The sequence below is a fragment of the Microcella sp. genome, assembly GCF_025808395.1.
GTDB lineage: Bacteria > Actinomycetota > Actinomycetes > Actinomycetales > Microbacteriaceae > Microcella.
In genome coordinates this window covers 729,996-753,677 of the sequence record NZ_CP075524.1, presented here as the reverse complement: position 1 = coordinate 753,677, position 23,682 = coordinate 729,996, and the positions used below count along the sequence as shown (strand labels likewise).

Annotated in this window: 20 protein-coding genes; 11 read left to right on the top strand and 9 right to left on the bottom strand. The window is 68.6% G+C overall.

Annotated elements, in window-relative coordinates; genetic code table 11:
* Window positions 1-28: 28 nt before the first annotated feature.
* On the bottom strand, window positions 29-376 hold the full coding sequence (locus KIT89_RS03660) for a DUF2834 domain-containing protein (protein WP_297603215.1): 348 nt from the start codon (window positions 374-376) through the stop codon (window positions 29-31).
* Here KIT89_RS03660 and KIT89_RS03655 point away from each other — a divergent pair.
* Window positions 365-1,636 (top strand): hypothetical protein, encoded by a 1,272-nt coding sequence (locus KIT89_RS03655; RefSeq protein WP_297603214.1) that lies wholly within the window; start codon window positions 365-367, stop codon window positions 1,634-1,636. The genes KIT89_RS03660 and KIT89_RS03655 overlap by 12 nt on opposite strands.
* Window positions 1,637-1,643: 7 nt before the next feature.
* The gene (locus KIT89_RS03650) at window positions 1,644-2,510 is read left to right on the top strand and encodes a hypothetical protein (protein ID WP_297603213.1); all 867 of its coding nucleotides are present in this window, start codon (window positions 1,644-1,646) and stop codon (window positions 2,508-2,510) included.
* A 15-nt stretch (window positions 2,511-2,525) separates the two neighbouring features.
* Here KIT89_RS03650 and KIT89_RS03645 read toward each other — a convergent pair whose 3' ends face one another.
* Window positions 2,526-2,783, bottom strand: a complete 258-nt coding sequence (locus KIT89_RS03645; protein WP_297603212.1) for a hypothetical protein — start codon at window positions 2,781-2,783, stop codon at window positions 2,526-2,528.
* 440 nt (window positions 2,784-3,223) lie between these two features.
* Between KIT89_RS03645 and KIT89_RS03640 the strand changes: the two genes are divergently transcribed.
* The 5 genes from KIT89_RS03640 to KIT89_RS03620 all read left to right on the top strand — a co-directional run bounded on the left by KIT89_RS03640 (window position 3,224) and on the right by KIT89_RS03620 (window position 10,967).
* Entirely contained in the window at window positions 3,224-4,009 is a 786-nt protein-coding gene (locus KIT89_RS03640) for a hypothetical protein (RefSeq protein WP_297603211.1), read from the top strand.
* Entirely contained in the window at window positions 4,009-5,589 is a 1,581-nt protein-coding gene (locus tag KIT89_RS03635) for a DNA polymerase Y family protein (protein ID WP_297603209.1), read from the top strand. Before KIT89_RS03640 ends, KIT89_RS03635 begins: the two co-directional genes overlap by 1 nt.
* Before the next feature lie 30 nt (window positions 5,590-5,619).
* Window positions 5,620-9,168 carry an error-prone DNA polymerase gene (locus KIT89_RS03630; RefSeq protein ID WP_297603207.1) on the top strand — a complete coding sequence of 1,183 codons (3,549 nt, stop codon included), beginning with the start codon at window positions 5,620-5,622 and terminating at the stop codon, window positions 9,166-9,168.
* Window positions 9,169-9,229: 61 nt separating this feature from the next.
* Window positions 9,230-10,063: a DUF1206 domain-containing protein gene (locus KIT89_RS03625; protein ID WP_297603206.1), complete on the top strand. Its 834-nt coding sequence runs from the start codon at window positions 9,230-9,232 to the stop codon at window positions 10,061-10,063.
* Between the two features lie 37 nt (window positions 10,064-10,100).
* Window positions 10,101-10,967: a DUF1206 domain-containing protein gene (locus KIT89_RS03620; protein ID WP_297603205.1), complete on the top strand. Its 867-nt coding sequence runs from the start codon at window positions 10,101-10,103 to the stop codon at window positions 10,965-10,967.
* Here the strand turns inward: KIT89_RS03620 and KIT89_RS03615 are convergent.
* From KIT89_RS03615 to KIT89_RS03595, 5 genes are all read right to left on the bottom strand, one after another.
* Window positions 10,964-11,935: a CPBP family intramembrane glutamic endopeptidase gene (locus KIT89_RS03615; protein ID WP_297603204.1), complete on the bottom strand. Its 972-nt coding sequence runs from the start codon at window positions 11,933-11,935 to the stop codon at window positions 10,964-10,966. The genes KIT89_RS03620 and KIT89_RS03615 overlap by 4 nt on opposite strands.
* Window positions 11,932-13,017, bottom strand: a complete 1,086-nt coding sequence (locus KIT89_RS03610) for an alanine racemase (RefSeq protein WP_297603202.1) — start codon at window positions 13,015-13,017, stop codon at window positions 11,932-11,934. The genes KIT89_RS03615 and KIT89_RS03610 overlap by 4 nt, the downstream gene beginning before the upstream one ends.
* Window positions 13,018-13,043: 26 nt before the next feature.
* Window positions 13,044-14,816, bottom strand: a complete 1,773-nt coding sequence (locus KIT89_RS03605) for a DEAD/DEAH box helicase (protein ID WP_297603201.1) — start codon at window positions 14,814-14,816, stop codon at window positions 13,044-13,046.
* Window positions 14,817-14,828: 12 nt separating this feature from the next.
* Window positions 14,829-16,091, bottom strand: a complete 1,263-nt coding sequence (locus tag KIT89_RS03600; protein ID WP_297603200.1) for a DNA polymerase IV — start codon at window positions 16,089-16,091, stop codon at window positions 14,829-14,831.
* A 92-nt stretch (window positions 16,092-16,183) separates the two neighbouring features.
* The gene (locus KIT89_RS03595) at window positions 16,184-16,444 is read right to left on the bottom strand and encodes a GlsB/YeaQ/YmgE family stress response membrane protein (RefSeq protein ID WP_297603199.1); all 261 of its coding nucleotides are present in this window, start codon (window positions 16,442-16,444) and stop codon (window positions 16,184-16,186) included.
* 157 nt (window positions 16,445-16,601) lie between these two features.
* On the opposite strand from KIT89_RS03595, the gene KIT89_RS03590 reads away from it, so the two are divergent.
* The gene (locus KIT89_RS03590) at window positions 16,602-17,372 is read left to right on the top strand and encodes an SGNH/GDSL hydrolase family protein (RefSeq protein ID WP_297603197.1); all 771 of its coding nucleotides are present in this window, start codon (window positions 16,602-16,604) and stop codon (window positions 17,370-17,372) included.
* 1 nt (window position 17,373) lies between these two features.
* Here KIT89_RS03590 and KIT89_RS03585 read toward each other — a convergent pair whose 3' ends face one another.
* Window positions 17,374-18,570 (bottom strand): hypothetical protein, encoded by a 1,197-nt coding sequence (locus KIT89_RS03585; RefSeq protein ID WP_297603196.1) that lies wholly within the window; start codon window positions 18,568-18,570, stop codon window positions 17,374-17,376.
* 77 nt (window positions 18,571-18,647) lie between these two features.
* On the bottom strand, window positions 18,648-19,670 hold the full coding sequence (locus KIT89_RS03580) for a LacI family DNA-binding transcriptional regulator (RefSeq protein ID WP_297603195.1): 1,023 nt from the start codon (window positions 19,668-19,670) through the stop codon (window positions 18,648-18,650).
* A gap of 182 nt (window positions 19,671-19,852) precedes the next feature.
* Between KIT89_RS03580 and KIT89_RS03575 the strand changes: the two genes are divergently transcribed.
* The 3 genes from KIT89_RS03575 to KIT89_RS03565 are packed head-to-tail and all read left to right on the top strand — an operon-like array spanning window position 19,853 to window position 23,665.
* The gene (locus KIT89_RS03575; RefSeq protein ID WP_297603194.1) at window positions 19,853-21,892 is read left to right on the top strand and encodes a beta-galactosidase; all 2,040 of its coding nucleotides are present in this window, start codon (window positions 19,853-19,855) and stop codon (window positions 21,890-21,892) included.
* Window positions 21,879-22,778, top strand: a complete 900-nt coding sequence (locus KIT89_RS03570; protein ID WP_297603894.1) for a carbohydrate ABC transporter permease — start codon at window positions 21,879-21,881, stop codon at window positions 22,776-22,778. Before KIT89_RS03575 ends, KIT89_RS03570 begins: the two co-directional genes overlap by 14 nt.
* Entirely contained in the window at window positions 22,775-23,665 is an 891-nt protein-coding gene (locus tag KIT89_RS03565) for a carbohydrate ABC transporter permease (RefSeq protein WP_297603192.1), read from the top strand. The genes KIT89_RS03570 and KIT89_RS03565 overlap by 4 nt, the downstream gene beginning before the upstream one ends.
* Window positions 23,666-23,682 lie beyond the last annotated feature (17 nt).

Below are 23,682 nucleotides of genomic sequence, written 5' to 3'. Positions count from 1 at the left end.
GTGCCCCCTCCCGGCGCTCGCCGTCGTGCTACGAGGGTGCCACGGTCTGCCGCACGGCGACGAGTCGGCGCTCGCGGTTCGCGAGGAACAGAGGAAACGTGAAGGCGATCGCGGTGAGACCAGAGAACACGATGTAGGCCCAGAGATGCTTCATGCCGAGACGCCGACCTTCGACGACGATGACGACGCACGCCGCGACTGCCAAGATGAGCAGGTCGGTCGTGAGCGAGCCCACGGCAGGGCCGTTGTCGAACCAGTCGCCGAGAAAGTCGTTGCGCTCGATGATGGCGATGATGTTGTACGTCCAGGTGCCGATGAGGCCCGCGATCGCAAGAATGAGGAACACGATGGCTGGGGCGTTCCAATGACGAGTCATGCAGCCATTGTGCCGGGAGCCGACTCGCCCGAGCTGCACGCGCTGGAATCGTCGACGGCGTTTCGAGAATGGACCGCCCGCGCGCCCGGCCAGCGAGCCGACCGGCAACGGGCTGTGCACCTGGCGACGGCCCTCGGCCTCGATCTCGAGAGCCCTGCTGCCGCCCTGGGTGTGGTCGGATCGAAAGGCAAGGGCACGACGGTGGCCTACGCCTCGGCGCTGCTCGCAGAGTCGGGGGCGACTGTCGGCACCGTCTTCAGCCCCGGCCTCATCACCAATCGAGACCGGCTGCGCGTCGACGGCGCAGTGCTGCCGCTCGAGGAGTACGCGGCGCTGCTCGAGCGCGTCGACACAGCGTTGCGCGCTCTGCCCGAGCCGGTCGACGGCTACCTCGCACCCAGCGGCTTCTTTCTCATCGCCGGGCTCGCCCACTTCGCCGCGGTCGGGTGCGACCTGCTCGTGCTCGAGGCCGGAATCGGCGGGCGCCGAGACGACCTCAGCCATGTCGCGCTCACCGGGCTCGCCATGGCCGAAGTCTTTCTCGAGCACACCGATCTGCTCGGCGACACGATCGGGCAGATCGCCGACGACAAGGTGGGGGCAGCGAGGGCGGGCACTCGCTTCGTGAGCCACCTCGCGCAGAGCGCCGAGGCAGAGCAGGTGATCAGTCGGCACTGCGACGAGATCGGTGCGGAGCGGATGCGCGTCGACTCCGCCATGAGAGCTGCGTATGCGGGCATGGTCGGCGAGGGGCTCGGCGGGGTCAATGCGGCGCACGGTCTCATCGCTGGCAGGGCCATGCTCGCCGCTCTCGGTCGAGCCGCCATCACCGACGAGCAGGTTCGGGTGGCGGCCTCGCGCGTGCGCTACCCGGGCAGGCTGTCGCGGCACGATCTCGGGTCATCGGTGGTCTTCGTCGACTCGGCTGTATCGCGCGAGGGGTTCGCCAATGCGCTGCGGCATGTCGAGCGCGAAACAGGCGGTGCACCAGCACTGACCCTGGTCTCGGTGCCGAGCACGAAAGACCTGGCAGGGTTTCGAGCGCTCGCCGACGAGCTGACGACGCCCGTCGTCTTCGTGCGGCTCGACCGCGAGCACCTGCACTACCCCACCCGCGACGAATGGCCGGGAGACTGGGCGACCGCCGCTGAGCTGCCCGCCCTGCTGCGCTCGGCGCCCACTGTGCTCGCGATCGGCACCGCGAGCTTCTCGGCCGACGTGCTGCGGCACTGCGGCGTCGACACCGACCGAGTCTTCTAGGAGCACCGTGACCCACCTTGCCCCCTTCGGGCTCTTGCTCGACGTCGATGGGCCGATCGCGAGCCCCGTGAGCCGCACGATCGCGATCGAGTCGATCGTGAGCGACCTGCTGACGCTCGCGTCAGCAGGCATCCCGATCGCGTTCATCACGGGCCGCAGCGACGCGTTCATGCGTGAGCAGGTCGTGGCCCGACTGGTGGACGGCGGTCTGGATGCTCGCTCGCACGTGTTCGGAGTCTTCGAGAAGGGCGGCTGCTGGGCGCCCGTGACGCCGCAGGGGCTCGGCGAGCTCGAGATCGATCACGCCCTCGCGATCGACGCGCCGGTGCGCGATGCGGTCGAAGGGCTTGCGCGCGAGCGCTTCGCCGATTCGATGTTCGTCGACGAGGCCAAGCATGTGATGATCTCGCTCGAGGCGAGCGTCGACGTGTCGCCGGCCGAGTACCAGGCAGCGCAGTCGCGCTACCAGGAGCAGGTCTTCGCGCTGCTGCAGGGGCTCGGCGTCGGCGTGCGGTACGGCGAGCGCGAGCATCCAGACGCCGACGGTGCCGTGCCGTGGCGCATCGAGCCGACGATCATCTCGACCGATGTCGAGTCGGTGCTGCTCGACAAAGACCGCGGAGCCGATCGCGCTCTCGACTGGTTCGCCGCCCGCGGGGTCACGGCTGAGCGCTGGTGGTCAGCCGGAGACTCGCGATCTGACTACCTGATGGCCGACGCGGTGCATGCGCGGGGCATCCCGGTCACGCACATCGACGTGCGCCCGGCTGACGGCGTGCTCGAGAGGCCGTATCGGGTGGTCGCCGACACCACGCTCGTCAATGATGCCGCCGGGGCTGCGTTCTTGCGCGAGCGGGTCGCCGACCTGCCCTGATCGCGTGCGCGTGCCTCAGCGCATGCGGGCGTCGTCGACGAGAAAACGTGCGATGCGGCGGGTGATGCGCGGGTGCGCTGCGCGCAGAGCGTTGATGGCGTCTTCGGGATCGGTGCGCGGATCGATGCGGTTCTTCTTGAGCACGTCTTCTGCCCACGTGCGAGAACTCGGCGGGGCGCCCATGGTGGTCGAGTAGTCGTCGAACAGCTGCTGCAGCCGAACGTGGGGGTCTTCGCGGTCAGGAAACAGGCGGGTGACGAATGCGTTCGGCATGGCGATTCCTCCTCGTCATGGGTCTGAAGACATCATTTCAGGGCTGTGCTGCTGCGGCGCCGATACTGAGCGACTGCCCAGGATGCCCGCATCGCTTTCACTGATGCGGCCCTTCCGGGCCGGCCGCGCCTCCTGTGCCGCGCGGCCGCTTTCTGGGCGTGCACTGCCCGGGTCGTGCGGTCGCCTCGGGTCGTGTGCCACGTCTCCCCGGGCACGACTGGGTCGTGAGGTGTGGACTTCAACAACTACGGAATAAGTTGAGTGCGATTCGTCTAGTTCCGTAGTTGTTGAAGTGTGCTGAACGTGAGGTGCGCAGTGAGGGTGAGCCGGTAGTGAGAGTCCGGTGTGGAGGGGCTGGGGTGCGGAGGGGTAGATGGCGACACGCCGTGTGAATGTCGGTGCAAGTTGCCATATTCGAACGTATGTTCGATCATGGAGAGATGCCAGCCCTTGCGCTCTCCCCCGCTGTCGACCCCGTCGACGTGGGCGGGAGCGCGCACTCGGGTGCTGCGAGCACAGCGCGCATCCAGTCGGTCGAGACCGTGCAGGCTCTGCAGGCCCGCATCGATTCGCTGCAGCGCACGCGGCTCGACTCCCGCCTCATGCCGACCCACGAGGCCTTCGCCGACCTGCTGCCCGACGGCGGGCTGCGTGAAGGCGCGACCTACGCTCTCAGCCCCTCGAGCGCACTCGTCATGGCGCTGCTCGCCGGCCCCTCGCAGGCCGGCTCGTGGTGCGGTGTCGTGGGCATGCCCGAGTTCGGGGTCGAGGCCGCCGAGGCGATGGGCATCGATCTCGATCGACTCGTGCTGGTTCCGCACCCGGGTGATGCGTGGCTGACGGTGACGGCGGCGATCGCCGACGCACTCAGCGTTGTCGCCGTGCGGCCGGGGCGAGCGGCGAGCGACGGCGCGATCGCCAAGCTTGCGGGCCGCCTTCGCGAGCGTGGCTCGATCCTGCTCGTGCTCGGGGCATGGCCCCAGGCCGAAGCGATGATCAGTCTCACCGAGAGCCGCTGGTCGGGGCTCGGTGACGGGCACGGGTGCTTGAGCGAGCGCGAGGTCACGGTGACGGTGAGTTCGAGGCGCGGCGGGCGCCCCCGCAGTGCGCGAGTGATGATGCCTGATGCTGAGCTGGGCATCCGTCGGGTCGATGGCGGTGCCGCGGCAGATCGCGCGCGTGATCGATGGCTGCCCGAGCGCGACGCGGCGAGGCGGGTCGGCTGATGCAGCGCACGCTCGTGCTGTGGGTGCCTGATTGGCCCGTCATCGCGGCCGTGCGTGAGGGGCTCGCCCGCGAGGGGGCGCCGGTCGCGGTGATGGCGGCGAACCGCGTCGTGGCGTGCTCGCCGGCCGCTCGCAGTGAAGGAGTGCGCGCGGGGCAGCGGCGGCGCGAGGCGCAGTCGCTCTGCACCTCGCTCGTCGTCGTTGCCGTCGACGAGGGGCGCGACCACCGCCTGTTCGCTCCGCTCATCGACGCCGTCGAAGCCCTCGTCGCTGGCGTGCAGGTCGTGCGGCCAGGCCTGCTGGCGATCGCAGCCCGAGGCCCTGCCGGCTACTACGGCGGTGAGCGCGCGGCCGCGATCGCGCTGCGTGGTGCAGTGCTCGCCGAAGCCGTGCACGATGTGCGCATCGGTGTTGCCGACGGGCCGTTCGCGGCAGAGCTCGCTGCGCGCACTGCCTCACCCGCCGAGCCGGTGCGCATCGTGGCGGCTGAGGCCTCGGCATCGTTTCTCGCCGAGTTCTCGGTCACCACGCTCGGCGACCCCGAGCTCGCGACGCTGCTCGGCCGACTCGGTGTGCGCACGCTCGGCGACTTCGCAGCCCTGCCCGCCGATGCCGTGCGCGATCGGTTCGGTGCCGCCGGAGCCCACCGGCACGCGCTCGCGGGCGCCGCAGACGCCACCGTGCTCGTGCCGCGCACTCCCCCGCCCGACCTCGAACGGGTGCTCGAGCTCGAACCGCCCCTCGACCGCGTCGACCAGCTCGCCTTCGCCGTGCGGCAACTCGCCGATGAGCTCGTCGAGACCCTCACGAGCCGACTGCTCGTCGCCACCGCCATCCGCATCGGCTTTCGCGACGAGCACGGCACTGAGACCGAGCGAGCGTGGCTGCACCCGCGATCGTTCCGAGCCAGTGAGATCGTCGACCGCGTGCGCTGGCAGCTCAGCGGCGAGACGCGCACGGCAGGCGCACTGGGCTCTGTCAGAGCGCCCGAGGCCGACCGCGGCCCCGGCCTGCGCTCGGCCATCACCCGGGTGCGCATCGTGCCCGAGAGCGTCGACGACCTCGCCCACCATGAGCCAGGGCTGTGGGGCACGGCGCCCGACGAGCGCGTGCACCACGCTCTGTCGCGGGTGCAGAGCCTGCTCGGTCATGACGCCGTGCTCACCGCGCAGCGCGGCGGGGGGCGCACGCTGGCCGAACGAACGATGCTCGTGCCCTGGGGCGATCGCGCGGTCATCACCCGGCCCCGAGATCGGCCATGGCCTGGCGCGCTGCCGCTGCCCGCACCCGCCACAGTATTCCCCTCACGGCATGCAGTGACGGTGGTCGACGCGCACGGTGCCATCGTGAGCATCGACGACCGCATGAGGCTCTCTGCCGCTCCTGCTGGCTTCGCGCCTGCCGCGGGCGGAACGACCCGGCCGGTCGCCTCGTGGGCAGGGCCGTGGCCGCTCGACGAGCAGTGGTGGAGCATCCGCCGGCGGCGACTGCATCGCCTGCAGGTCGTCGACGCGGCGGGCGTTGCCTGGTTGCTCGTGCTCGAGGGCACCAGCTGGTGGGCCGAGGCTCGCTATGACTAGCCGGCGCTCGGCACATGCCAGGGTGCGCTGATGGGCTGGCACAACCCGCCGATACCGTGGAGCGAGTTCGAACGCGGCCTGCGTGAGGGGCGCAGGCCAGGCACGACGCCGCCCGTCGGCGCTGACGGCGGTGACTCGCCGGCGTGGTCGCCGAAGCGGGCGCCATACCGTGCGACCGGTGTCGAGCGGCCCGACCCTTCGACGGTCGTGCCGTACGCCGAACTGCACGCGCACTCGTCGTTCAGCTTTCTCGACGGCGCCTCGAGCCCCGAAGAGCTGCTCGAAGAGGCCGCGCGCCTCGGGCTGACCGGCCTCGCGATGACCGATCACGACGGCTTCTACGGCGTCGTGCGCATGGCCGAGGCAGCAGAGCCGTACGGCATCACGACCGTGTTCGGCGCCGAGCTCTCGCTCGACCTCACCGGGCCCCAGCAGGGTGTCGCCGACCCAGAGGGCACGCACCTGCTCGTGCTCGCGCGCGGCCAAGCCGGCTACCACAGGCTCGCCGCCGCCATCACCGACGCGCAGCTCGCGGGTGCCGAGAAGGGTCGTCCGGTCTACGACCTCGACGTGCTCGCCGAGCATGCGGGGCGCGGAGGCGATGCGACCGCAGGCGACCACTGGATGATCTTCACCGGCTGCCGCAAGGGCGCCGTGCGGTCGGCCCTCGAAGGCCGTGATACGAAGCGGGCGGGCAACGATGGCGCGGCGGCGGATGGCGTCGCCCGCGCACGGCCGACGCGCGCCCGCATCGCCGCCGCGGGCGCCGAGCTCGACGCGCTCGTCGACCGGTTCGGAGCATCCAATGTCTGCATCGAGATCTTCGATCACGGCCGCCCCCTCGACACCGTGCACAACGACGTGCTCGCCGCTCTCGCCGCCGAGCGCGGGCTGCCCGTCGTCGCGACGGGGGCCGTGCACTACGCGACCCCGGCGCGGTACCCGCTCGCCACCGCGTTCGCCGCCCTGCGTGCGCGCCGCAGTCTCGACGACATGCAGGGCTGGCTGCCGGCCGCCGGCACGGCGCACATGCGCAGCGGCGCCGAGATGCAGCGACTGTTCGCGCGCTACCCCGGTGCTGTGGCGCGCAGCGTCGAGCTCGCCGATGAGCTCGGGTTCAGCCTGCGACAGGCCAAGCCGAATCTGCCGACGCAAGAGGTGCCGCCGGGCCACACCCCGATGAGCTGGCTGCGCGAGCTCGTCTGGTCGGCCGTACCGCGCAAGTATCCCGAGGCGAGCGACGCCGATCGGGCCCGCATCGCGCGCGAGCTCGACGTCATCGAGATGAAAGACTTTCCCGGCTACTTCCTCATCGTGCACGACATCGTGCAGTTCGCCCGCGGCCGCGGCATCCTCTGCCAGGGGCGCGGCTCGGCGGCGAACTCTGCCGTGTGCTACCTGCTCGACATCACGGCAGTCGACTCGATCGGCTACAAGCTGCCGTTCGAGCGCTTTCTCTCGGCGCTGCGTGATGAAGAACCCGACATCGACGTCGACTTCGACTCAGATCGGCGCGAAGAGGTCATTCAATACGTGTTCGAGAAGTACGGCAGGCGCAACGCGGCTCAGGTGGCGAACGTCATCAGCTATCGGCCGAAGAACGCTGTGCGCGACATGGCGCGGGCGCTCGGCTACTCAACCGGTCAGCAAGATGCCTGGAGCCGCCAGGTCGAGAGATGGGGCGCCGTGCTCTCGAGCGATGACCACGACATTCCCGACCCCGTCGTCGACCTCGCGCAGCAGGTGCTCACCTACCCTCGGCACCTGGGCATCCACTCGGGCGGCATGGTGCTCACCGACCGGCCGGTCGGCGAGATCGTGCCCATCGAGCACGCCCGCATGCAGAACCGCACGGTGCTGCAGTGGGACAAAGACGATTGCGCGTGGATGGGCCTCGTCAAGTTCGACCTGCTCGGGCTGGGCATGCTCGCCGCCCTGCAGTATGCCTTCGACCTCATCGATGAGCACCTGGGTGAGACGTGGCAACTTGACACCCTGCCGAAAGAAGAGCAGGCGACCTACGACATGCTGTGCCGTGCCGACTCGATCGGCGTGTTCCAAGTCGAGAGCCGCGCGCAGATGGGCCTGCTGCCGCGCTTGCAGCCGCGAAAGTTCTACGACCTCGTCGTGCAGATCGCGCTCGTGCGGCCTGGGCCGATTCAGGGTGGCGCCGTGCACCCTTTCGTGCGCCGCAAGCTGGGCCAGGCGCCCGTCACCTATGACCACCCGAAGCTCGTCGAGCCGCTCGAGCGCACGCTCGGGGTTCCGATCTTTCAAGAGCAGCTCATGCAGGTGGCCATGGCGGTCGGCGGCTGCACAGGAGACGACGCCGACCTGCTGCGCCGCGCGATGGGCAGCAAGCGCGGCCTCGAGCGCATCGAGTCACTGCGCGAGACGCTCTACGCCGGCATGGCCGAGAACGGCATCACGGGCCAGCTCGCCGACGAGATCTACGGCCGCATTCAGGCCTTCGCCAACTTCGGCTTCGCTGAGAGCCACTCGATCAGCTTCGCTCTGCTCGTCTATGCCAGTTCGTATCTCAAACTGCACTACCCCGGCGTCTTTCTCGCGTCACTGCTGCGTGCCCAGCCGATGGGCTTCTACTCTCCCGCGAGCCTCACGGCCGATGCCGAGCGCCACGGAGTCGAGGTGCGCACCCCCTGCATTCTGCGCTCGGGGGTCGAGGCGGGGCTCGAGCGGGTCGATCTGGTGGTCGCCTCAGCGCACGAACCGGTGGCTCCGGATGCCCGCCGCGCGTCGCCCACGGGGCTCGAGCAGTGCATCCACCGCCGTCAGCCCCCCGTGCCCGAGTTCGATGTAGCCTCGACGAACGGCGATCTCGCCGACTGCGCGCTGCACCGCCGAGATGCCGAGCTCGCGGTGCGCCTGGGGCTCGCCGAGGTCACGGGCATCGGTCGGCCGACGGCCCAGCGCATCGTCGCCGAGCGCGAGCGCGGCGGCCCCTACCGCGACCTCACCGAACTCGTGTACCGCACCGGGCTGACTGCCGCCCAGGTCGAAGCCCTGGCCACCGCCGGAGCCTTCGACGTGCTCGGCATGTCGCGTCGCGAGGCGCTGTGGGCGGCGGGTGCGGCGGCGCACGCCAGACCCGAGTACCTGCCCGGCGTCGTGACGGCCGTGCAGCCGCCGCTGTTCTCCGATCTCGACGACTACGAGCTCATGGTCGCGAACCTCGTGTCGACGGGCATCGCACCGGGCGACCATCCCGTGCGCTTCGTGCGCGCCCTGCTGCGCGAGCGCGGAGTGCTGACCTCGCGCGAGCTGCGTGGTGCCGAGCCGGGCCGCCGAGTCGAGGTGGCGGGCGTCGTCACCCACCGTCAGCGGCCGGCGACCGCGAGCGGCATCACCTTCCTCAACCTCGAAGACGAGACGGGCCTCGTCAATGTGATCTGCTCGGTGGGGCTCTGGGGTCGCTACCGGCGCACGGTGCGCGAGAGCCGCGCCCTCATCGTGCGGGGCACGCTCGAGCGCTCGCCCGAGGGCGTCGTCAACATCGTCGCTGACCGCGTCGAGTCGCTGCCCCTGCGCGTCACGATGCCGAGCCGCGACTTTCGGTAGCGGCCGTCGTCTTCTCAGTCAAGGCATGTCTCACTGCCGCTTTCGTCCCTAGCCTGAACTGATGACAGACGCGGCGAAGACGACAGCGCAGAGAACAGCGAAACAAGCCGCAGAGACGGCCCACGAACTGCACACGAGCCGGTGGTTCGAACGCGCAGCGCGCACCGGCTTCGCAGTCAACGGTCTGCTGCACGTGCTCATCGGGGTGCTCGCCATCTCGGTTGCCGTCGGTGCGGGTGCTGACGACGCTGATCCGGGCGGAGCGCTGCGCGCTGTGGCGCAGACGCCCGGTGGGCTCGCGCTGGTCTGGGTACTCGCGGCCGGGCTCGCCGCTCTGTCGATCTGGTTTCTGCTTGAAGCGGTTCTCCAGCACCTGCTCGAGCGCGAATGGAGACCGGGGCTCGTCATGCTCGCCAAGGCGAGTGCCTATGGTGCACTCGCTGTTCCTGCCGTGACCATCGGGCTCGGAGGGCAGGTCGATAGCGACTCCGACGTGCGCGAGGTGAGCGCCTCTCTGGTGCAGACGCCGCTCGGCATCGTGGTGCTCATCGTGGCGGGCCTGGCAGTCGTCGCGGTCGGGGCGTTCTTCATCATGAAGGGCGCGCGCATGACCTTCCTGGACGACATCCGCACCCCCCTGGGAGACACGCGAAAGGCCGTCGCCGTGGTGGGCACCGTCGGCTACATCGCGAAGGGCGCAGCCCTCATCGCCGTCGGCGTGCTCGTGATCGTGACCGCTGTCACGGCCGATCCGTCGTCGGCGGGAGGCTTCGACGAAGCATTTCGGTCTGTCGCAGAGCTTCCGTTCGGAGCGATCATGCTCGTGCTGGTCGCTCTCGGGCTCATGGCGTACGGGTTCTACTGCTTCGTTCGGGCGCGAAGAGCGAAGCTCTGACGAGCGTGGCTATAGCTGAGACCGATAGCGTGGCACGATGAGCGCGGCCTCCGACCTGACGTCGTCAGGCCAGCGAGCTGACGAGAGAGACGCCGATGCAGTCGACGCCCACGGGGTGGTCGAGGTCGTGCGCTCAGCGCATGAGAGCCGGGTGTTCACTCTTGTGGCGCGGTCGGGCTGGGCGGCAACCGGCCTTCTCCATATGCTCATCGGGGGCCTCGCGATCGCGCTCGCGCTGGGCGATCGCGGCGTGCGCGCCGATGAGGTGGGGGCGTTTCAGGCGCTGGCTGCTCCGCCGATCGGCGGCGTGCTGCTCGTGGTGGTCACCGTGTCGCTCGTCGGTCTCGGGCTCTGGATGATCTCTGACGCTGCGCTCAACCGCGGGCCACGGCAGCGGTGGACCTCGGCGATCGCGAGTGTCGCACAGGGCGTCGTGTACCTCGCGCTCGCGGCGCTGCCGATGGTGATCCTCTTCGGCGGCAGCTTCCCGCGCGGTGGCGTCGTTCGGCGCATCGCCACCTTTCTGCTCGAGACACCGGGTGGAGCCTTCCTTCTCGTGATGCTCGGCGCGGGAGTGATGATGTCGGGCGTGTACTTCGTGCTGAAGGGAATCATGCGCCGTTTCTCGTGGGAGCTGCGGCCTCTGCCGCCGCGCCGCGGTCGCGCCGTGCGGGCCGCTGGCGTGATCGGGTACATCGCGCGCGGCGTCGCCTTCGTGCTGCTCGGGCTGCTGATCGTCGTCGAGGCGCTCGAGTCGGATGCGACTGGCATCACCGGTCTCGACGGCACGTTCACGGCAGTGCGCGACGTGTTTCTCGGGCCTGTGATGCTGGGGCTCATCGGTGTGGGCCTCGCGGTCTACGGCGTCTACGGCTTCGCGCGGGCCCGATTGTCGCGCATCTAGGCCCCGGTGCGGCCCGAGTCGACGTCGGTCGCTCGTCGAGCAGCGCGGCCGGGGGGCGGGGGCGCGGCACTCTGCACGCGGCGGCGTGGCGCCCACCACAGCACGATGAGCGTGATGATCGCGATCACCGTCATCGGCACCAGTGCGAAAGGGCCTGCGCTGCCGTCGCTGCGGTCGAACGACTCTTCCAGTGTGCTGAGCACGACCGCAGGGCCGAGCAGCAGCACGTTGTTCAGCACGTGGATGAACACCGCGATCTCGAGACCGCCGGTCGCTCGAACGATGAGCGACATGGCCACGGCGAAGACCAGGTAATAGGCGATGAGCCAGGGGTCGGCCGCGAAGTGCACGAGAGCGAATGCGATCGATGAGACGAGGGTGCCGATCGCGAACGACACTCCGGGCCGACGCGACCATGACCCGACGGTGCGGGTGAGAAAGCCGCGAAAGCCGAACTCTTCACCAGCGGCTTGCAGCGGAGTCGTCAGCACGATCATGACCAGCAGCGCCACCGTGGTGCCGCTCGGGGGCACGGCGATGAGCTCTGCGGCGGCGAGCACGATTCCTCCTCCGGCATAGAGCAGAAAGATCGGCACGATGAAGAGCGCAGACCGTGCCATGAGGTGCCAGCGCCACGTTCCCGTGACCGAGAGCATCCATCGGGGTCGAACACCGAAGAACATCCACTGCGTGACCATCGAGATCGGCACGAGCGAGGCGAGCACCAGGTTGTTCGCGAGGAACACCGTCGGCGTCAACACCACGGCACCCGAGTTCACGGCGGCCTCGGTCGTCAGGCCCAGCACGAGGTCGACCTCGATCGCCGCGAGCGACAGCAGCACGCTGACCGCGACCACGGCGGCGCCGAATACGACCAGAGCGCTGGCCGCGACCCACCAGGGCCGACGGGGTTCGCTGAGCGCATCGGCATAGTGCCGCACGGCCGGGTCGGTCTGCGCACCGCTCACGTGTTGGCCCCGCGAGCATCGACCGAGACGACGGCGACGTCGTTGCCGTCGCGCTCGACGACCAGTTCGTCGGCGAGGTTGACGGCAGTGCACACGTGGTTGGGGGCGATGCGCAGGCGCGTGCCGAGTGCGGGTGCCCCTGCGCCGTCATCGGCGAACTCGATGGTCGCGTGGTGCTCTGAGAGCGCGATGATGCGCGCGTCGGGGTGCGCGGGAAGGCGACCGAAACCGGTGGCCCACGACTGTCGGTCTGCGCCGATCACCTTGCTGCCGAGGTCGACGACGGCGCGCGTGCCGCGCACGCTCACGACGGTGGCCACCGCGGTGAGGGCGATGCGGCCGGGCCCGGCGGTGCCGAGCTCCCACTGCTGGGCGTCGTAGAACGGGTACACGCCGGGGCGCATCTCGGTGAGCACTCCGCCAGCCGCTCGGCCCGTGGCGGCGTCGACGCTCGGTGTCGAGCCTCCGCTGACGACCGCGCAGGCGATGCCGAGGCCGAGCAGCGAGTCTCGCGCCGTGGCGAGTGCGTGCGCTTCGTCGTGCGCGGCGCTCGCGCGCGCCTCTGGCGCATACGAGTGACCCGGAAACGTGAAGACCCCGTCGACGCGCACCCCGTAGTCGGCGGCGGCCGCGGCGATGATGCCTGCCTGTGCGGGCTCGACTCCCGTGCGGTGATGACCGCTGTCGACTTCGACTGCCACACCGATGGGCACCGGATGCTCGCCGCTCGTCGTCGCCTGCGCGAGCATCCGCGCCCCCTCGATCGAATCGATGCCCACCCGAAGCCGCACGCGACTCGCCAACGCTCGCACTCGCTCGGCACGCGGCCCCTCGGCCCACACCGGATACGCGATGAAGAGGTCGTCGATTCCGCCGTCGGCGAAGACTTCGGCCTCGGCCACCGTCGCGACGGTGAGGCCCACGGCCCCGTGCGCGAGCTGTCGACGCGCGATCTCGATGCTCTTGTGCGTCTTCGCGTGCGGGCGCAGGTCGACCCCGATCGTGCGCGCGTGGTCGGCCATGGCGCTGAGGTTCACCTCGAGCAGTCGTTCGTCGACGGAGAGGTAGGGGGTATCGCGCACTCCCCCATCATCTCGCGTCGGGCCTGTCAGCCGCCCGCCATCTGCTTGCGCAGCAGTTCGATGCGCGACTGCAGCTGCGCGACGGTCGCCTGGCCGACCGCGGGCCCGCCGCACAGTCGGCGCAATTCGGCGTGAATGTGGCCGTGCGGTTGACCGGTGAGCTTGGCACGCAGGCCGACGAGACTGTTGAGCAGCGACCTCTGCTCTTTCAGCGAGCGGTAGAGCGCTTGCGGTGCCGGTTGGGTGGCCGGCCGCTCGGCCGCCCGACGCGATTGCCGCTGCTGCCGGGCGCGCAGCACCTCGCGCACTTGATCTGGTTCGAGAATGCCGGGCAGCCCGAGAAAGTCGAGTTCTTCGAGACTGCCGACTTCGGCGAGGTGCCCGAAGTCGTCGCCTTCATAGACGACCGAGTCGAACGTCGCCGTCGATTCGAGCGCCTGGTAGGTGAATTCGGCCAGCTCGGAGTCGCTCGCCTTCTCGTCGCGCTCGGCGTCGGCGAGCAGCGAGTCGTCGAGCAGCTCGTCGCCCGCGCGGTCGAGCGCGTGATCGCGCTCGCGCTCGAGTTCACTGGCCAGTCGGCGAATGCTCGGCACGCTGGGAATGAAGATCGACGCTGTCTCGCCGCGGCGGCGCGCACGCACGAAGCGGCCTATCGCTTGAGCGAAGAACAGGGGTGTGGATGCGCTGGTCGCGTAGACCCCCACCGCCAGCCGCGGCACGTCGACCCCTTCAGAGACCATGCGCACGGCGACGAGCCAGCGTGATTCCGACTCGGCGAACTCAGCGATGCGGTCGGATGCTCCGGCCTCGTCGCTCAGCACCACGACGGGTTCTTCTCCGGCGATGGTGGTCAGCAGTGCGGCGTAGGCGCGCGCTGTCGCCTGGTCGGTCGCGATGACGAGCCCGCCGGCGTCGGGTATGGCGTGGCGCACTTCGGTGAGTCGGGTGTCGGCGGCGCGCAGCACGCCGCTCATCCACTCGCCGCCGGGGTCGAGGGCGGTGCGCCATGCTTGGGCAGTGATGTCGGCGGTGTCGTCCTGGCCGAGCACGGCTTCCATCTCATCGCCGCTGGTGGTGCGCCACCGAGTGCGGCCGCCGTACGACATGAAGAGCACGGGCCGCACGACGCCGTCGCGAAGCGCGCGACCGTAGCCGTACTGATAGTCGGTCTGCGAGAGCCGCACTCCCTCTGCGTCTGCGACGTAGCTGACGAACGGTATGGGGGCGGTGTCGCTGCGGAAGGGTGTCCCGGTGAGTGACAGTCGGCGAGTCGCACTCGAGTATGCCTCGCGCAGCGCGTCGCCCCAGCTCAGTGCGTCGCCGCCGTGGTGCACTTCGTCGAGAATGACGAGCGTCGTCGCCTGTTCGACGAGGGTGCGGTGCACGAACGGCTGCACGGCGACTTGGGCGTAGGTGACGGCGGCACCGTGGAATGCGCGGGCGATGACGCGTGACGAGTTGCGAAACGCTGGGTCGAGCCGTATGCCCACGCGATGAGCGGCGTCGGCCCACTGGCGCTTGAGGTGCTCGGTCGGTGCGACGACGATGACCCGCTCGACCGTGCGGCGCGCGAGCAGCTCGGCCGCGAGTCTGAGCGCGAAGGTGGTCTTGCCCGCTCCGGGGGTCGCGGCGGCGAGAAAGTCGCGCGGCTCGGTCTCGAAGTAGCGGTCGAGCGCTTCTGCCTGCCAGGCGCGCAGGCGGTCGGCCGTGCCGCGAGCGGCGCGTTCAGGGTAGGCCGGTGACAGGTGCTCTGCTGCGAAGGTGCCCACATGCGGAGCGCGGCGAAAAGAGGCTGTCACGAGACCTCGATGCTAGTCGACACCACCGTCGCCGCTGGTCGGCACGCTGCCGCGGCGAAGTGTCTCGTCGCGCAGCAGCGATGCTCGCTGCACCGCTCCTCGGCCAAACTTCGCCGTGAGAGCATCTACTGTCTCTTCGGCGTCTCGCCATGACTCGTCGTCGTTCCAGAGCCCGCGTGCGACCGCGCCGGTGGGCAGCAGGTTCTCGGCGCGCACGCCGACGAGCCTCAGCCCCTGGCCGACGACGGGCGACGCGGTGTAGAGCGCGCGCGCCTCGGCGGCGATGCGCTGTGCGACATCGGTGGGCTCAGCGAGGGTCTGCGTTCGAGTGATGGTCTCGAAGGCACCGAACCGCAGCTTCACCGACACTGTGCGTGCGACCCAGCCGCCGCGACGCAATCGTTCGGCGACCCGGTCGGCGAGCCGCAGCAATTCGCGCTCGATCGACGCGCGATCGGCGATGTCGTGCTCGAAGGTCACTTCGTGACCGATGGTCTTCTCGGCTCGGTGCACCGTGACCGGTCGCGGGTCGCGGCCGTGCGACAGTTCGTGCAGGTGACCGGCCGACGCTGGGCCGAGTGCGCGCGCGAGCGCGTCGAGCGGGGCATCTGCCACATCGCCGATCGTGCGCAGCCCTAGCCTCTCGAGGCGCTGCGCCGAGGCTGTTCCGACGCCCCACAGCGCCGTGATCGGCTGGGGCCGCAAGAAGTCGAGGGTCTCTGCGAGCGGCACGATCAGCAGCCCGTCTGGCTTGGCACGGCTCGAGGCGAGCTTGGCCACGAACTTGGTCGCTGCCGCACCGACCGAGGCGACGAGGCCGGTCTCCGCGCGAATGCGAGAGCGAAGCTCCGTGGCGATCACGTAGGGCGGGCCGAAGAGTGCCATCGCACCGCTGACGTCGAGAAAGGCTTCATCGATGCTGAGCGGCTCGACGAGCGGGGTCACGTCGCCGAGAATCTGCATGACCGAGCGCGACGCAGCCTGATAGCGCTCGTAGTGCGGCTCGAGCACGATCGCCGAGGGGCACCGCCGCAGAGCCACAGCCATGGGCATCGCCGAGTTGACGCCGTATCGTCGTGCCTCGTAGGTGGCTGCTGTGACGACCGATCTCGCCCCGCGGTGGCCGACGACGACGGGCTTGCCTCGCAATTCTGGCCGGTCGAGCAGTTCGACGCTCGCGAAGAACGCGTCCATGTCGAGGTGCAGGATGCTCGCCGTGCGATCATCCGTCGGCTCGAGCGTCACCTGCCGCCCGCTGCCGTCTTGCTTGCTCACGAGTCGATCGTGTCACGCACGGCCGACGGGCGAGACAGAACGACGGGGTGGGGGCCGCAGCCCCCACCCCGTCGGTGTCGTGAGTGCGCCGATCAGCGGCGACGGCCGGTGACGGCTCCGTAGATCACGAGCACGAGCAGTGAGCCGCCGATGGCGAGCAACCACGTGCCGATGTCGAAGAACGAGTCGATGCTGCCGAGACCGAGCTGGCTTCCGATCCAGCCACCGAGCAGCGCGCCGAGCACGCCGACGACGAGAGCGCCGAGGAACCCGCCGGCTCCCTTGCGAGGAAGGATGGCGATGGCGATGGCGCCAGCGATGAGACCGAGCAGGATGAATCCGAGGAATCCCACAGGTGTTCCTTTCGTTGTGCCGGCTCCCGGTCGGAGCACAGCGTGGTCAGGCGTTCTTCATAGGAAACGCCCGGGCGATAGTCAACCAGAACACCCCCCGTTCGGGGGTAGACCTCTCAGCAAGCTCACAGTGAGCCTCATCTTCTAGGCTAGACGCATGCCGCAATTGCAGCCCTGGTCGCGCTATGTCGCCATCGGCGATTCATTCACCGAAGGCATCGGCGACCCTGAACCGCAGAGCCCCGGCGGCCACCGCGGGTGGGCCGACCGGGTCGCCGAGGTGCTCGCCGAGCGCACGGTCGACTTCGCCTACGCCAACCTGGCCATCAGGGGTCGGCTGCTGCAGCAGATCGCCGATGAGCAGGTCGATGCCGCTCTCGCGCTGCGGCCCGATCTGATCTCGATCTCGGGCGGCGGCAACGACATCATCCGCCCCGGCACCGACCCCGATCGTGTCGCCGAGCTCTTCGACGAGACGATCGCCCGACTGCGGTCTGATGGCGCGACGGTCGTCATGTTCAACGGCCCCGACATCGGCATGACCCCGGTATTGCGACGGGTGCGCGGCAAGGTCGCGATCTACAACGAGAACCTGCGCTACATCGCGGCGAAGCACGATGCCATCGTGGCCGACATGTGGGCGCTGCGGCAGTTGCAGAATCCGCAGATGTGGGCTCCCGATCGTTTGCACTTCTCGCCGCTCGGCCATCACACGATCGCGATCATGATGCTCGAGTCGCTCGGCATCGACCACGGTCTCGAGCCTCAGCATCCGGAGCCGATTCCCGCCCGCTCGTGGCGCGCCGCCCGCGTCGACGACATCGGCTGGGCCCGCGAGTATCTCGTGCCCTGGGTCGTGCGCCGCGTGCGCCATCAGTCGTCGGGCGACCGAGTGAGGCCGAAGCGACCCACCTTGCCTCCCCAGTAGGTCAGTCGCCCTGCAGCGAGTCGACCAGTCCCGCGAGGGGCTGCGCCAAGCGCCAGTCGAGGGGCGGTTCACCGATCGTGCCCACCCACTGCACCGGAACCATGACGCGTCGGCCCCCGTATCGAAGCTCGACATGGGCGGCGACCTCGCCATCCACACCCGGCTGCAGGGGCGACGCGTGCACGACCGCGACCGAGCTGATCGGCCCCCAGACCACATCGTCGACCGCCCGCGCAACGCGCAGCTCAGCGGTGTCGCCCCACGGCGTGGAGTAGCGGGCCACGACGGCGCCCTCGCGCACGAGGCTCACCTCGTGATAGTCATCGCGCACGCTTTCGAGCAGTGCTCGAACATCGGCGGCGACGCGCACATGATCGGGGCCGTTGAGCACGACGCCGACGACGCGGTGCTCGCCCGTCGGGCCCGCGTGCTCGGCAGAGAACAGCAAGGATGCGCCGGAGGCTCTCAGGGTGCCGGTCTTCAACCCGGTCACTCCGTCGACACCGACGATCAGGTTGCGGTTGTCATAGCTGCCGATGCCGGGCACCGACACTCGTGGCTTGGCCGCTGCCTCTGCGACAACAGGGTCGGCCGCAGCGATGCGTGCGAGCCTCAACAGCTCGCGCGGGCTGCCGACGTTGCCTGGTGAGAATCCCGTCGTGTCGGCGATCTGAATGCCCGTGAGACCCTGGCCGTCGAGCCACGCTCGCGCGGCGACGAGGTAGGCGTCGACCGAGCCGAAGGCCCACACCGCGAGGGTCTCGGCGTAGTTGTTGGCCGAGTGCACCATCATGAGCTCGACGACCTCGCGCTGCGTGATCGTGCGGCCGACGGGCGCGGGCGCAGTCGTGCCGTTGATGGCGGCGTAGCGAGCGACGAGTTGCGAGTCTTGCGTGGAGAGCGTGATCGTCGCGCCGTCTGACCCCGCCTCGATCGGGCGCTCGCTCAGCACGACCAGCACGGTGACCACCTTGGTCAGCGACGCGATAGGTCGCGCCGTATCGATGTCGACGCCGGCAAAGAGGTGGTCGCTGTCAGCATCGCCGATGGCGCTGCCGCCGTAGCCCGGCAGCGCGACCACCGCCTCGGGCGTCGACACCGAGTCGAGTGCGAGAACCTCGGGCTGCACCGGCTCGACCGGCGCGAGCACGGCAAAGGCGCCGTAGGCCGACGACACCAGCAGCGCCGTTGACGTCACGACCGCGAGCGCGCCTCTCCATCGCGGCGTGGGTCGACGCACCGTCTCGGGCGGTGTCGAGTTCAGAGACCTCGCTGTCACGCCGAGTGTCGCCAGACAACTTCAGTCTGCAGCAGCACTCCGTCAGAGTGCGATTCGCCCGCTTGCACCTGATCGAGCACGAGTTGCGCGGCCCGGGCGCCCAGTTCTGCCGCAGGTTGACGAACTGTCGAGAGCGCCGGGCGCGTGCGCCGAGCCCACGCGCTGTCGTCGAAGCCCACGACTCCGACGTCGCCCGGCACTGTTCGACCCGCAATGCGCAAGGCTTCGAGGGCGCCCGCAGCCACAGCGTCTGAGGCGGCGAAGACTCCGTCGATGCTCGAGTCGATCGCGAGCAGCTCGGTCATGCCGGCGACGCCGGCCGCGAAGGTGTAGAGGTTCTGGCGCGACACCATCGAGTCGTCGAATCTCGCGCCAAGGGCATCTTGAAACCCCGACAACCGGTCGCGGCCGCTGTCGCGGTCGAGGCCCGCGGCGATCATGCCGATGCGTCGACGACCGGTCGCCGAGAGTCGATCGGTGATCTCACGTGCTGCCCCCCGATTGTCGATGCCGACCCACGGCAGCTGAGGCTGATTGTCGGGCCGACCAATCATCACCGCGGGCAAACGCAGATCGGCGATCGCTTGCGAGATCGGATCACCCGCTCGCGCCGACACAATGATGGCGCCGTCGACGAAGCCTCCGCCGAGGTACCCCGTCACTCGCTGCGAGTCGCGCTCGGTGTCGATCACGAGCGAGACCAGCTGATAGTCGGCTTCAGAGAGCGCTGCGTTGATGCCGAGCAGTATGGCCCCGATGTTGGGGTCGTCGACGAACACCGAGTGCGGCTCGTGCACGATGAGCGCGATCGCTCCTGACGACTGCGTCGCGAGGTTTCGCGCTGCCGTGTTGCGCACGTAGCCGACCTTTGCGATGGCTGCTTCGATCGCTTCACGCGCGGAGGCTGAGACGTAGGGCTCGCCGTTCAAGACGCGCGAGACTGTGCCCCGTGACACTCCCGCTTCGGCCGCCACATCGAAGATCGTGGCGCGCTTGTGGCGCGAGGTGGATTCAGGCACGGGGCCCAGTGTATCCACGGCGACACGCCGTTGCTGTTGACATTCGCAATCGGTCGTGCCTAATCTGTGCACGCTCACAGAATCTCGAAACATTCGATGCGCGACTGGCCCTGTGCACGCTCACAGAGTGCTCGAGATCGAGCGACGACGACGTTGACCACCGAACCTGAGAAGGACGGCTTGTGAGCACTCCCCACACCCTGAGCGCCGGCAGCGCGCTCGTGCCGGGCTGGGCGACCCGCGACGTGATTCTCGGATGCGACTACAACCCCGAGCAGTGGCCCGAGTCGGTGTGGGTCGACGACATCGCGCTGATGACAGAGCTCGGCGTCGACCTCGTGGCCATCAACATCTTCGGGTGGGCGCAGCTGCAGCCTGCCCCCGGCCCCTACGATTTCCGCCGACTCGACCGCATCATCGAACTGCTGCACGACGCCGGAATCAGGATCAATCTCGGCACGGGCACGTCGTCTCCCCCGCCCTGGCTCGCACGGGTGCACCCCGAAACGCTGCCTCGGTTCGCCGACGGCACGCTCGCGTGGCCGGGGGGTCGGCAGGCATGGTGCCCGAGCTCGCCGGTCTTCCGCGAACACGCGCTCGCCCTGGTCTCCGCCACCGTCGAGCGATACGCAGGGCACCCCGCAATCGCCCTGTGGCACGTGTCGAACGAGCTCGGCTGCCACAACGCCCTGTGCTACTGCGACGTCTCGGCGGCGGCATTCCGGGGCTGGCTCGAGCGCCGATACGGAACACTCGATGCGCTCAATGAGGCTTGGGGAACCTCGTTCTGGAGTCAGCGCTTCGGCGACTGGAGCGATGTGCTGCCCCCGCGCACGACGCGCTCCGCGGGCAACCCCAGCCAGATCCTCGACTTCAAGCGGTTCTCCTCTGACGAACTTCTCGAGTACTACCGGGCCGAAGCCGCAGTGATCCGCCAAGTCTCGTCAGCGCCCGTGACCACCAATCTCATGGTCACCGCGCACATCACCACCCAGGACTACTTCTCATGGGTCGACGACCTCGACCTGATCGCGAATGACCACTACCTCGATCACCGTCTGGCCGATCCGCTGGCAGAGCTCGCCTTCAGCGCCGATCTGACGCGCGGCCTCGCCGGAGGCCGACCGTGGATGCTGATGGAGACGTCGACGAGCGCCGTGAGCTGGCAGCCCGTCAACCATGCGAAGCGCGATGGAGAACTGCTGCGCACCGCGCTCGGCCACGTCGCTCGGGGCGCCGATTCGATCTGCTTCTTCCAGTGGCGCGCATCGAGGCGTGGCGCCGAGAAGTTCCATTCTGCGCTGTTGCCGCACAGTGGCACTCACGGCGCGGGGTGGGCGCAGAGCCTCGAGTTGTCTGCTGTGCTCGACAAGCTGTCGCCCATCGTCGGATCACGAGTCGACGCCCGGGCGGCCATCGTCTTCTCGTGGCCCGCCTGGTGGGCGGCGGAGGGAGACTCCCAGCCCAGCAGTCTCGTGCGCTACCTCCCCGAGGCTCACCGTTACCACCGCGCCCTGCGGGCGCTCGGCGTCACTGTCGACATCGTCAGCGCCGGCGCCGCGCTCGACGCATACGACCTCGTCATCGTGCCCACCTTGTATGCCGTCACGGATGCTGATGCCGACGTGATCGCCCGCGCAGCAGATCGCGGTGCGACCGTGCTCGTCACGCCGTTCAGCGGCATCGTCGATGAGTCCGACGCGATCAGGCTCGGAGGCTTCCCCGGAGCCTTCCGCGAACTGCTCGGAGTCACGGTCGACGAGTTCCGACCGCTCGCAGCCGACGAGTGGGTGTCGCTCGCATCGGGAGCCAGAGGCTCGATCTGGAGCGAATCGGTCGTCGTGCATGATGCCGAGGTGATCGACCGTTTCAATGATGGCCCGGCATCAGCCTCGCCCGCGCTCACTCGTCGTGACGTGGGCAGCGGTCGCGCCTGGTACACCGCGACGATGCTCGATGACGAAGGCCTGCTGTCGATGCTGCGTCGGGTGTGCGCCGATGCGGGTGTCGACACCCTCGAGCTGGGGTTCGACGTCGATGTCGTGACCCGCGTGACCGAGAGCATGCGCGCGACGTTCATCATCAATCACCGCACAGAGTCGATCACGGTGCCGGTCGCCGGCCTCGATCTCATCAGCGGTGACGTCATCGGGGGTGCGGCGCGCATCGACGCCGGATCCGTTCGAGTCATCGTGTCAGAGAGGAGCAATCGTGGCGCGTGACACTGCGGTCACCCCGTCGAAAGCCGTGAGCCACAGAAGGGCGCTCGCCGTCTTTCTGCTGCCGTTCGGGGCGCTGTTCGCGATGTTCTACATCATTCCCATCCTCTACGCCGTCTACCAATCGCTGCTCACCGTCGAGCGCGAGGGAACCTTCGGCCCTGCTGTGCAGGTGTTCGGCGGCCTCACGCAGTACATCGCTGTGTTCCAGAACGAGCCGTTCTGGGCATCGATCGGCCGCATGCTCATGTTCGGCGTCGTGCAGGTGCCGATCATGCTGGGGCTCGCCCTGGTGTTCGCCCTGCTGCTCGATTCACCGCTCGTGCGAGGCACCAAGTTCTTCAGACTCGCGTTCTTCGCCCCGTATGCGGTGCCCAGCGTCATCGCAGCGATCATGTGGGGCTTTCTCTACTCTCCCAACCTGTCTCCGTTCACCGCGGTGACGCGCAGCGTCGACTTCCTCTCGGCCGATGCCGTGCTCTGGTCCATCGCCAACGTCGTCACCTGGGTGTACGTCGGCTACAACATGCTCATCATCTACTCGGCCTTGCTCTCGATTCCGCAAGAGATCTACGAGGCAGCGCGCATCGACGGCGCGAACCAGTTCCGCATCGCGTGGTCGATCAAGATCCCCCTCGTCGTACCCGCACTCGTGCTCACCGGAATCTTCTCGATCATCGGCACCCTGCAGCTCCTGGCCGAGCCTCAGGTGTTCAGAAGCTTCTCATCGGCGGTCACGAGCACCTTCACGCCGAACCTCACGATCTACTCGACAGCGTCGGTGCCGAACATCAGCCTCGCTGCCGCGATGTCTGTCGTGCTCGCCGTGGCGACCTTCGTGCTGTCGTTCACCGTGCTGAAGCTCACGCAACGGAGGGCCGCCCTGTGACCACGTCATCAGTGAAGAAGCAGCGCCGACCGTCTCGCTCGGGAGGCATTCGCGAAAGCGCTGTGTCGCGCACCGTGGCGATGTCGGTCATGGTGGTGGCGACGCTCTACTTCTTGACGCCGTTGTGGTGGCTCTTCGTCGCCGCGACCAAGAACCGACCAGACTTCACGACCACGGCTCCGCTGTGGTTCGCCGACTTCTCACTGTTCGACAACATCGCCGCACTGCTCGACTACCGCGGTGGCGTCTTCGTGCGCTGGCTGGGCAACAGCGCTCTCTATGCCGGCGTGGGGGCAGCGCTCGCAACGCTCTTCGCAGCGATGGCGGGGTACGCGATTGCGAAGTACGCGTTCCGAGGCCGAGAGACGCTGTTCAATGTCGTGCTGGGAGGCGTGCTCGTTCCTGCGACGGCGCTGGCCCTGCCCCTGTTCCTGATCTTCAGCCAGGCAGGCGCGACAAACACCATCTGGGCGGTGCTGCTGCCGAGCCTCGTGAGCCCGTTCGGGGTCTACCTGTCGCGCATCTACGCCGCCGCGAGCGTGCCTGACGAGATCATCGAGGCAGCCCGCATCGATGGAGCCGGCGAGGTGCGCACGTTCTTCACGGTCGCCACGCGCCTGATGGCACCAGCACTCGTCACGATCTTCCTCTTCCAGTTCGTGGCGATCTGGAACAACTTTTTCCTGCCGCTCATCATGCTGCGCGACGAGAACCTGTTTCCTGTCACGCTCGGCCTCTACGTCTGGAACACCCAGGTCAGTCAGATTCCCGACATCCGCGCTCTTGTCGTCATCGGCTCGTTGCTATCGGTCATCCCCCTCATCGTCACCTTCCTCGCACTGCAGCGCTTCTGGCAGTCGGGGCTGGCGAACGGCGGGCTCAAGTGAGCCGCCGGCAGACCCTC

Excerpts from the sequence above, each read along its gene's own strand:
- KIT89_RS03640 (WP_297603211.1), top strand. The coding sequence starts at position 3,224 with ATGCCAGCCCTTGCGCTCTCCCCCGCTGTCGACCCCGTCGACGTGGGC.
- KIT89_RS03630 (WP_297603207.1), top strand. The coding sequence starts at position 5,620 with ATGGGCTGGCACAACCCGCCGATACCGTGGAGCGAGTTCGAACGCGGC.
- KIT89_RS03635 (WP_297603209.1), top strand. The coding sequence starts at position 4,009 with ATGCAGCGCACGCTCGTGCTGTGGGTGCCTGATTGGCCCGTCATCGCG.
- KIT89_RS03590 (WP_297603197.1), top strand. The coding sequence starts at position 16,602 with ATGCCGCAATTGCAGCCCTGGTCGCGCTATGTCGCCATCGGCGATTCA.
- KIT89_RS03625 (WP_297603206.1), top strand. The coding sequence starts at position 9,230 with ATGACAGACGCGGCGAAGACGACAGCGCAGAGAACAGCGAAACAAGCC.
- KIT89_RS03645 (WP_297603212.1), bottom strand. The coding sequence starts at position 2,783 with ATGCCGAACGCATTCGTCACCCGCCTGTTTCCTGACCGCGAAGACCCC.
- KIT89_RS03655 (WP_297603214.1), top strand. The coding sequence starts at position 365 with ATGACGAGTCATGCAGCCATTGTGCCGGGAGCCGACTCGCCCGAGCTG.
- KIT89_RS03660 (WP_297603215.1), bottom strand. The coding sequence starts at position 376 with ATGACTCGTCATTGGAACGCCCCAGCCATCGTGTTCCTCATTCTTGCG.
- KIT89_RS03620 (WP_297603205.1), top strand. The coding sequence starts at position 10,101 with ATGAGCGCGGCCTCCGACCTGACGTCGTCAGGCCAGCGAGCTGACGAG.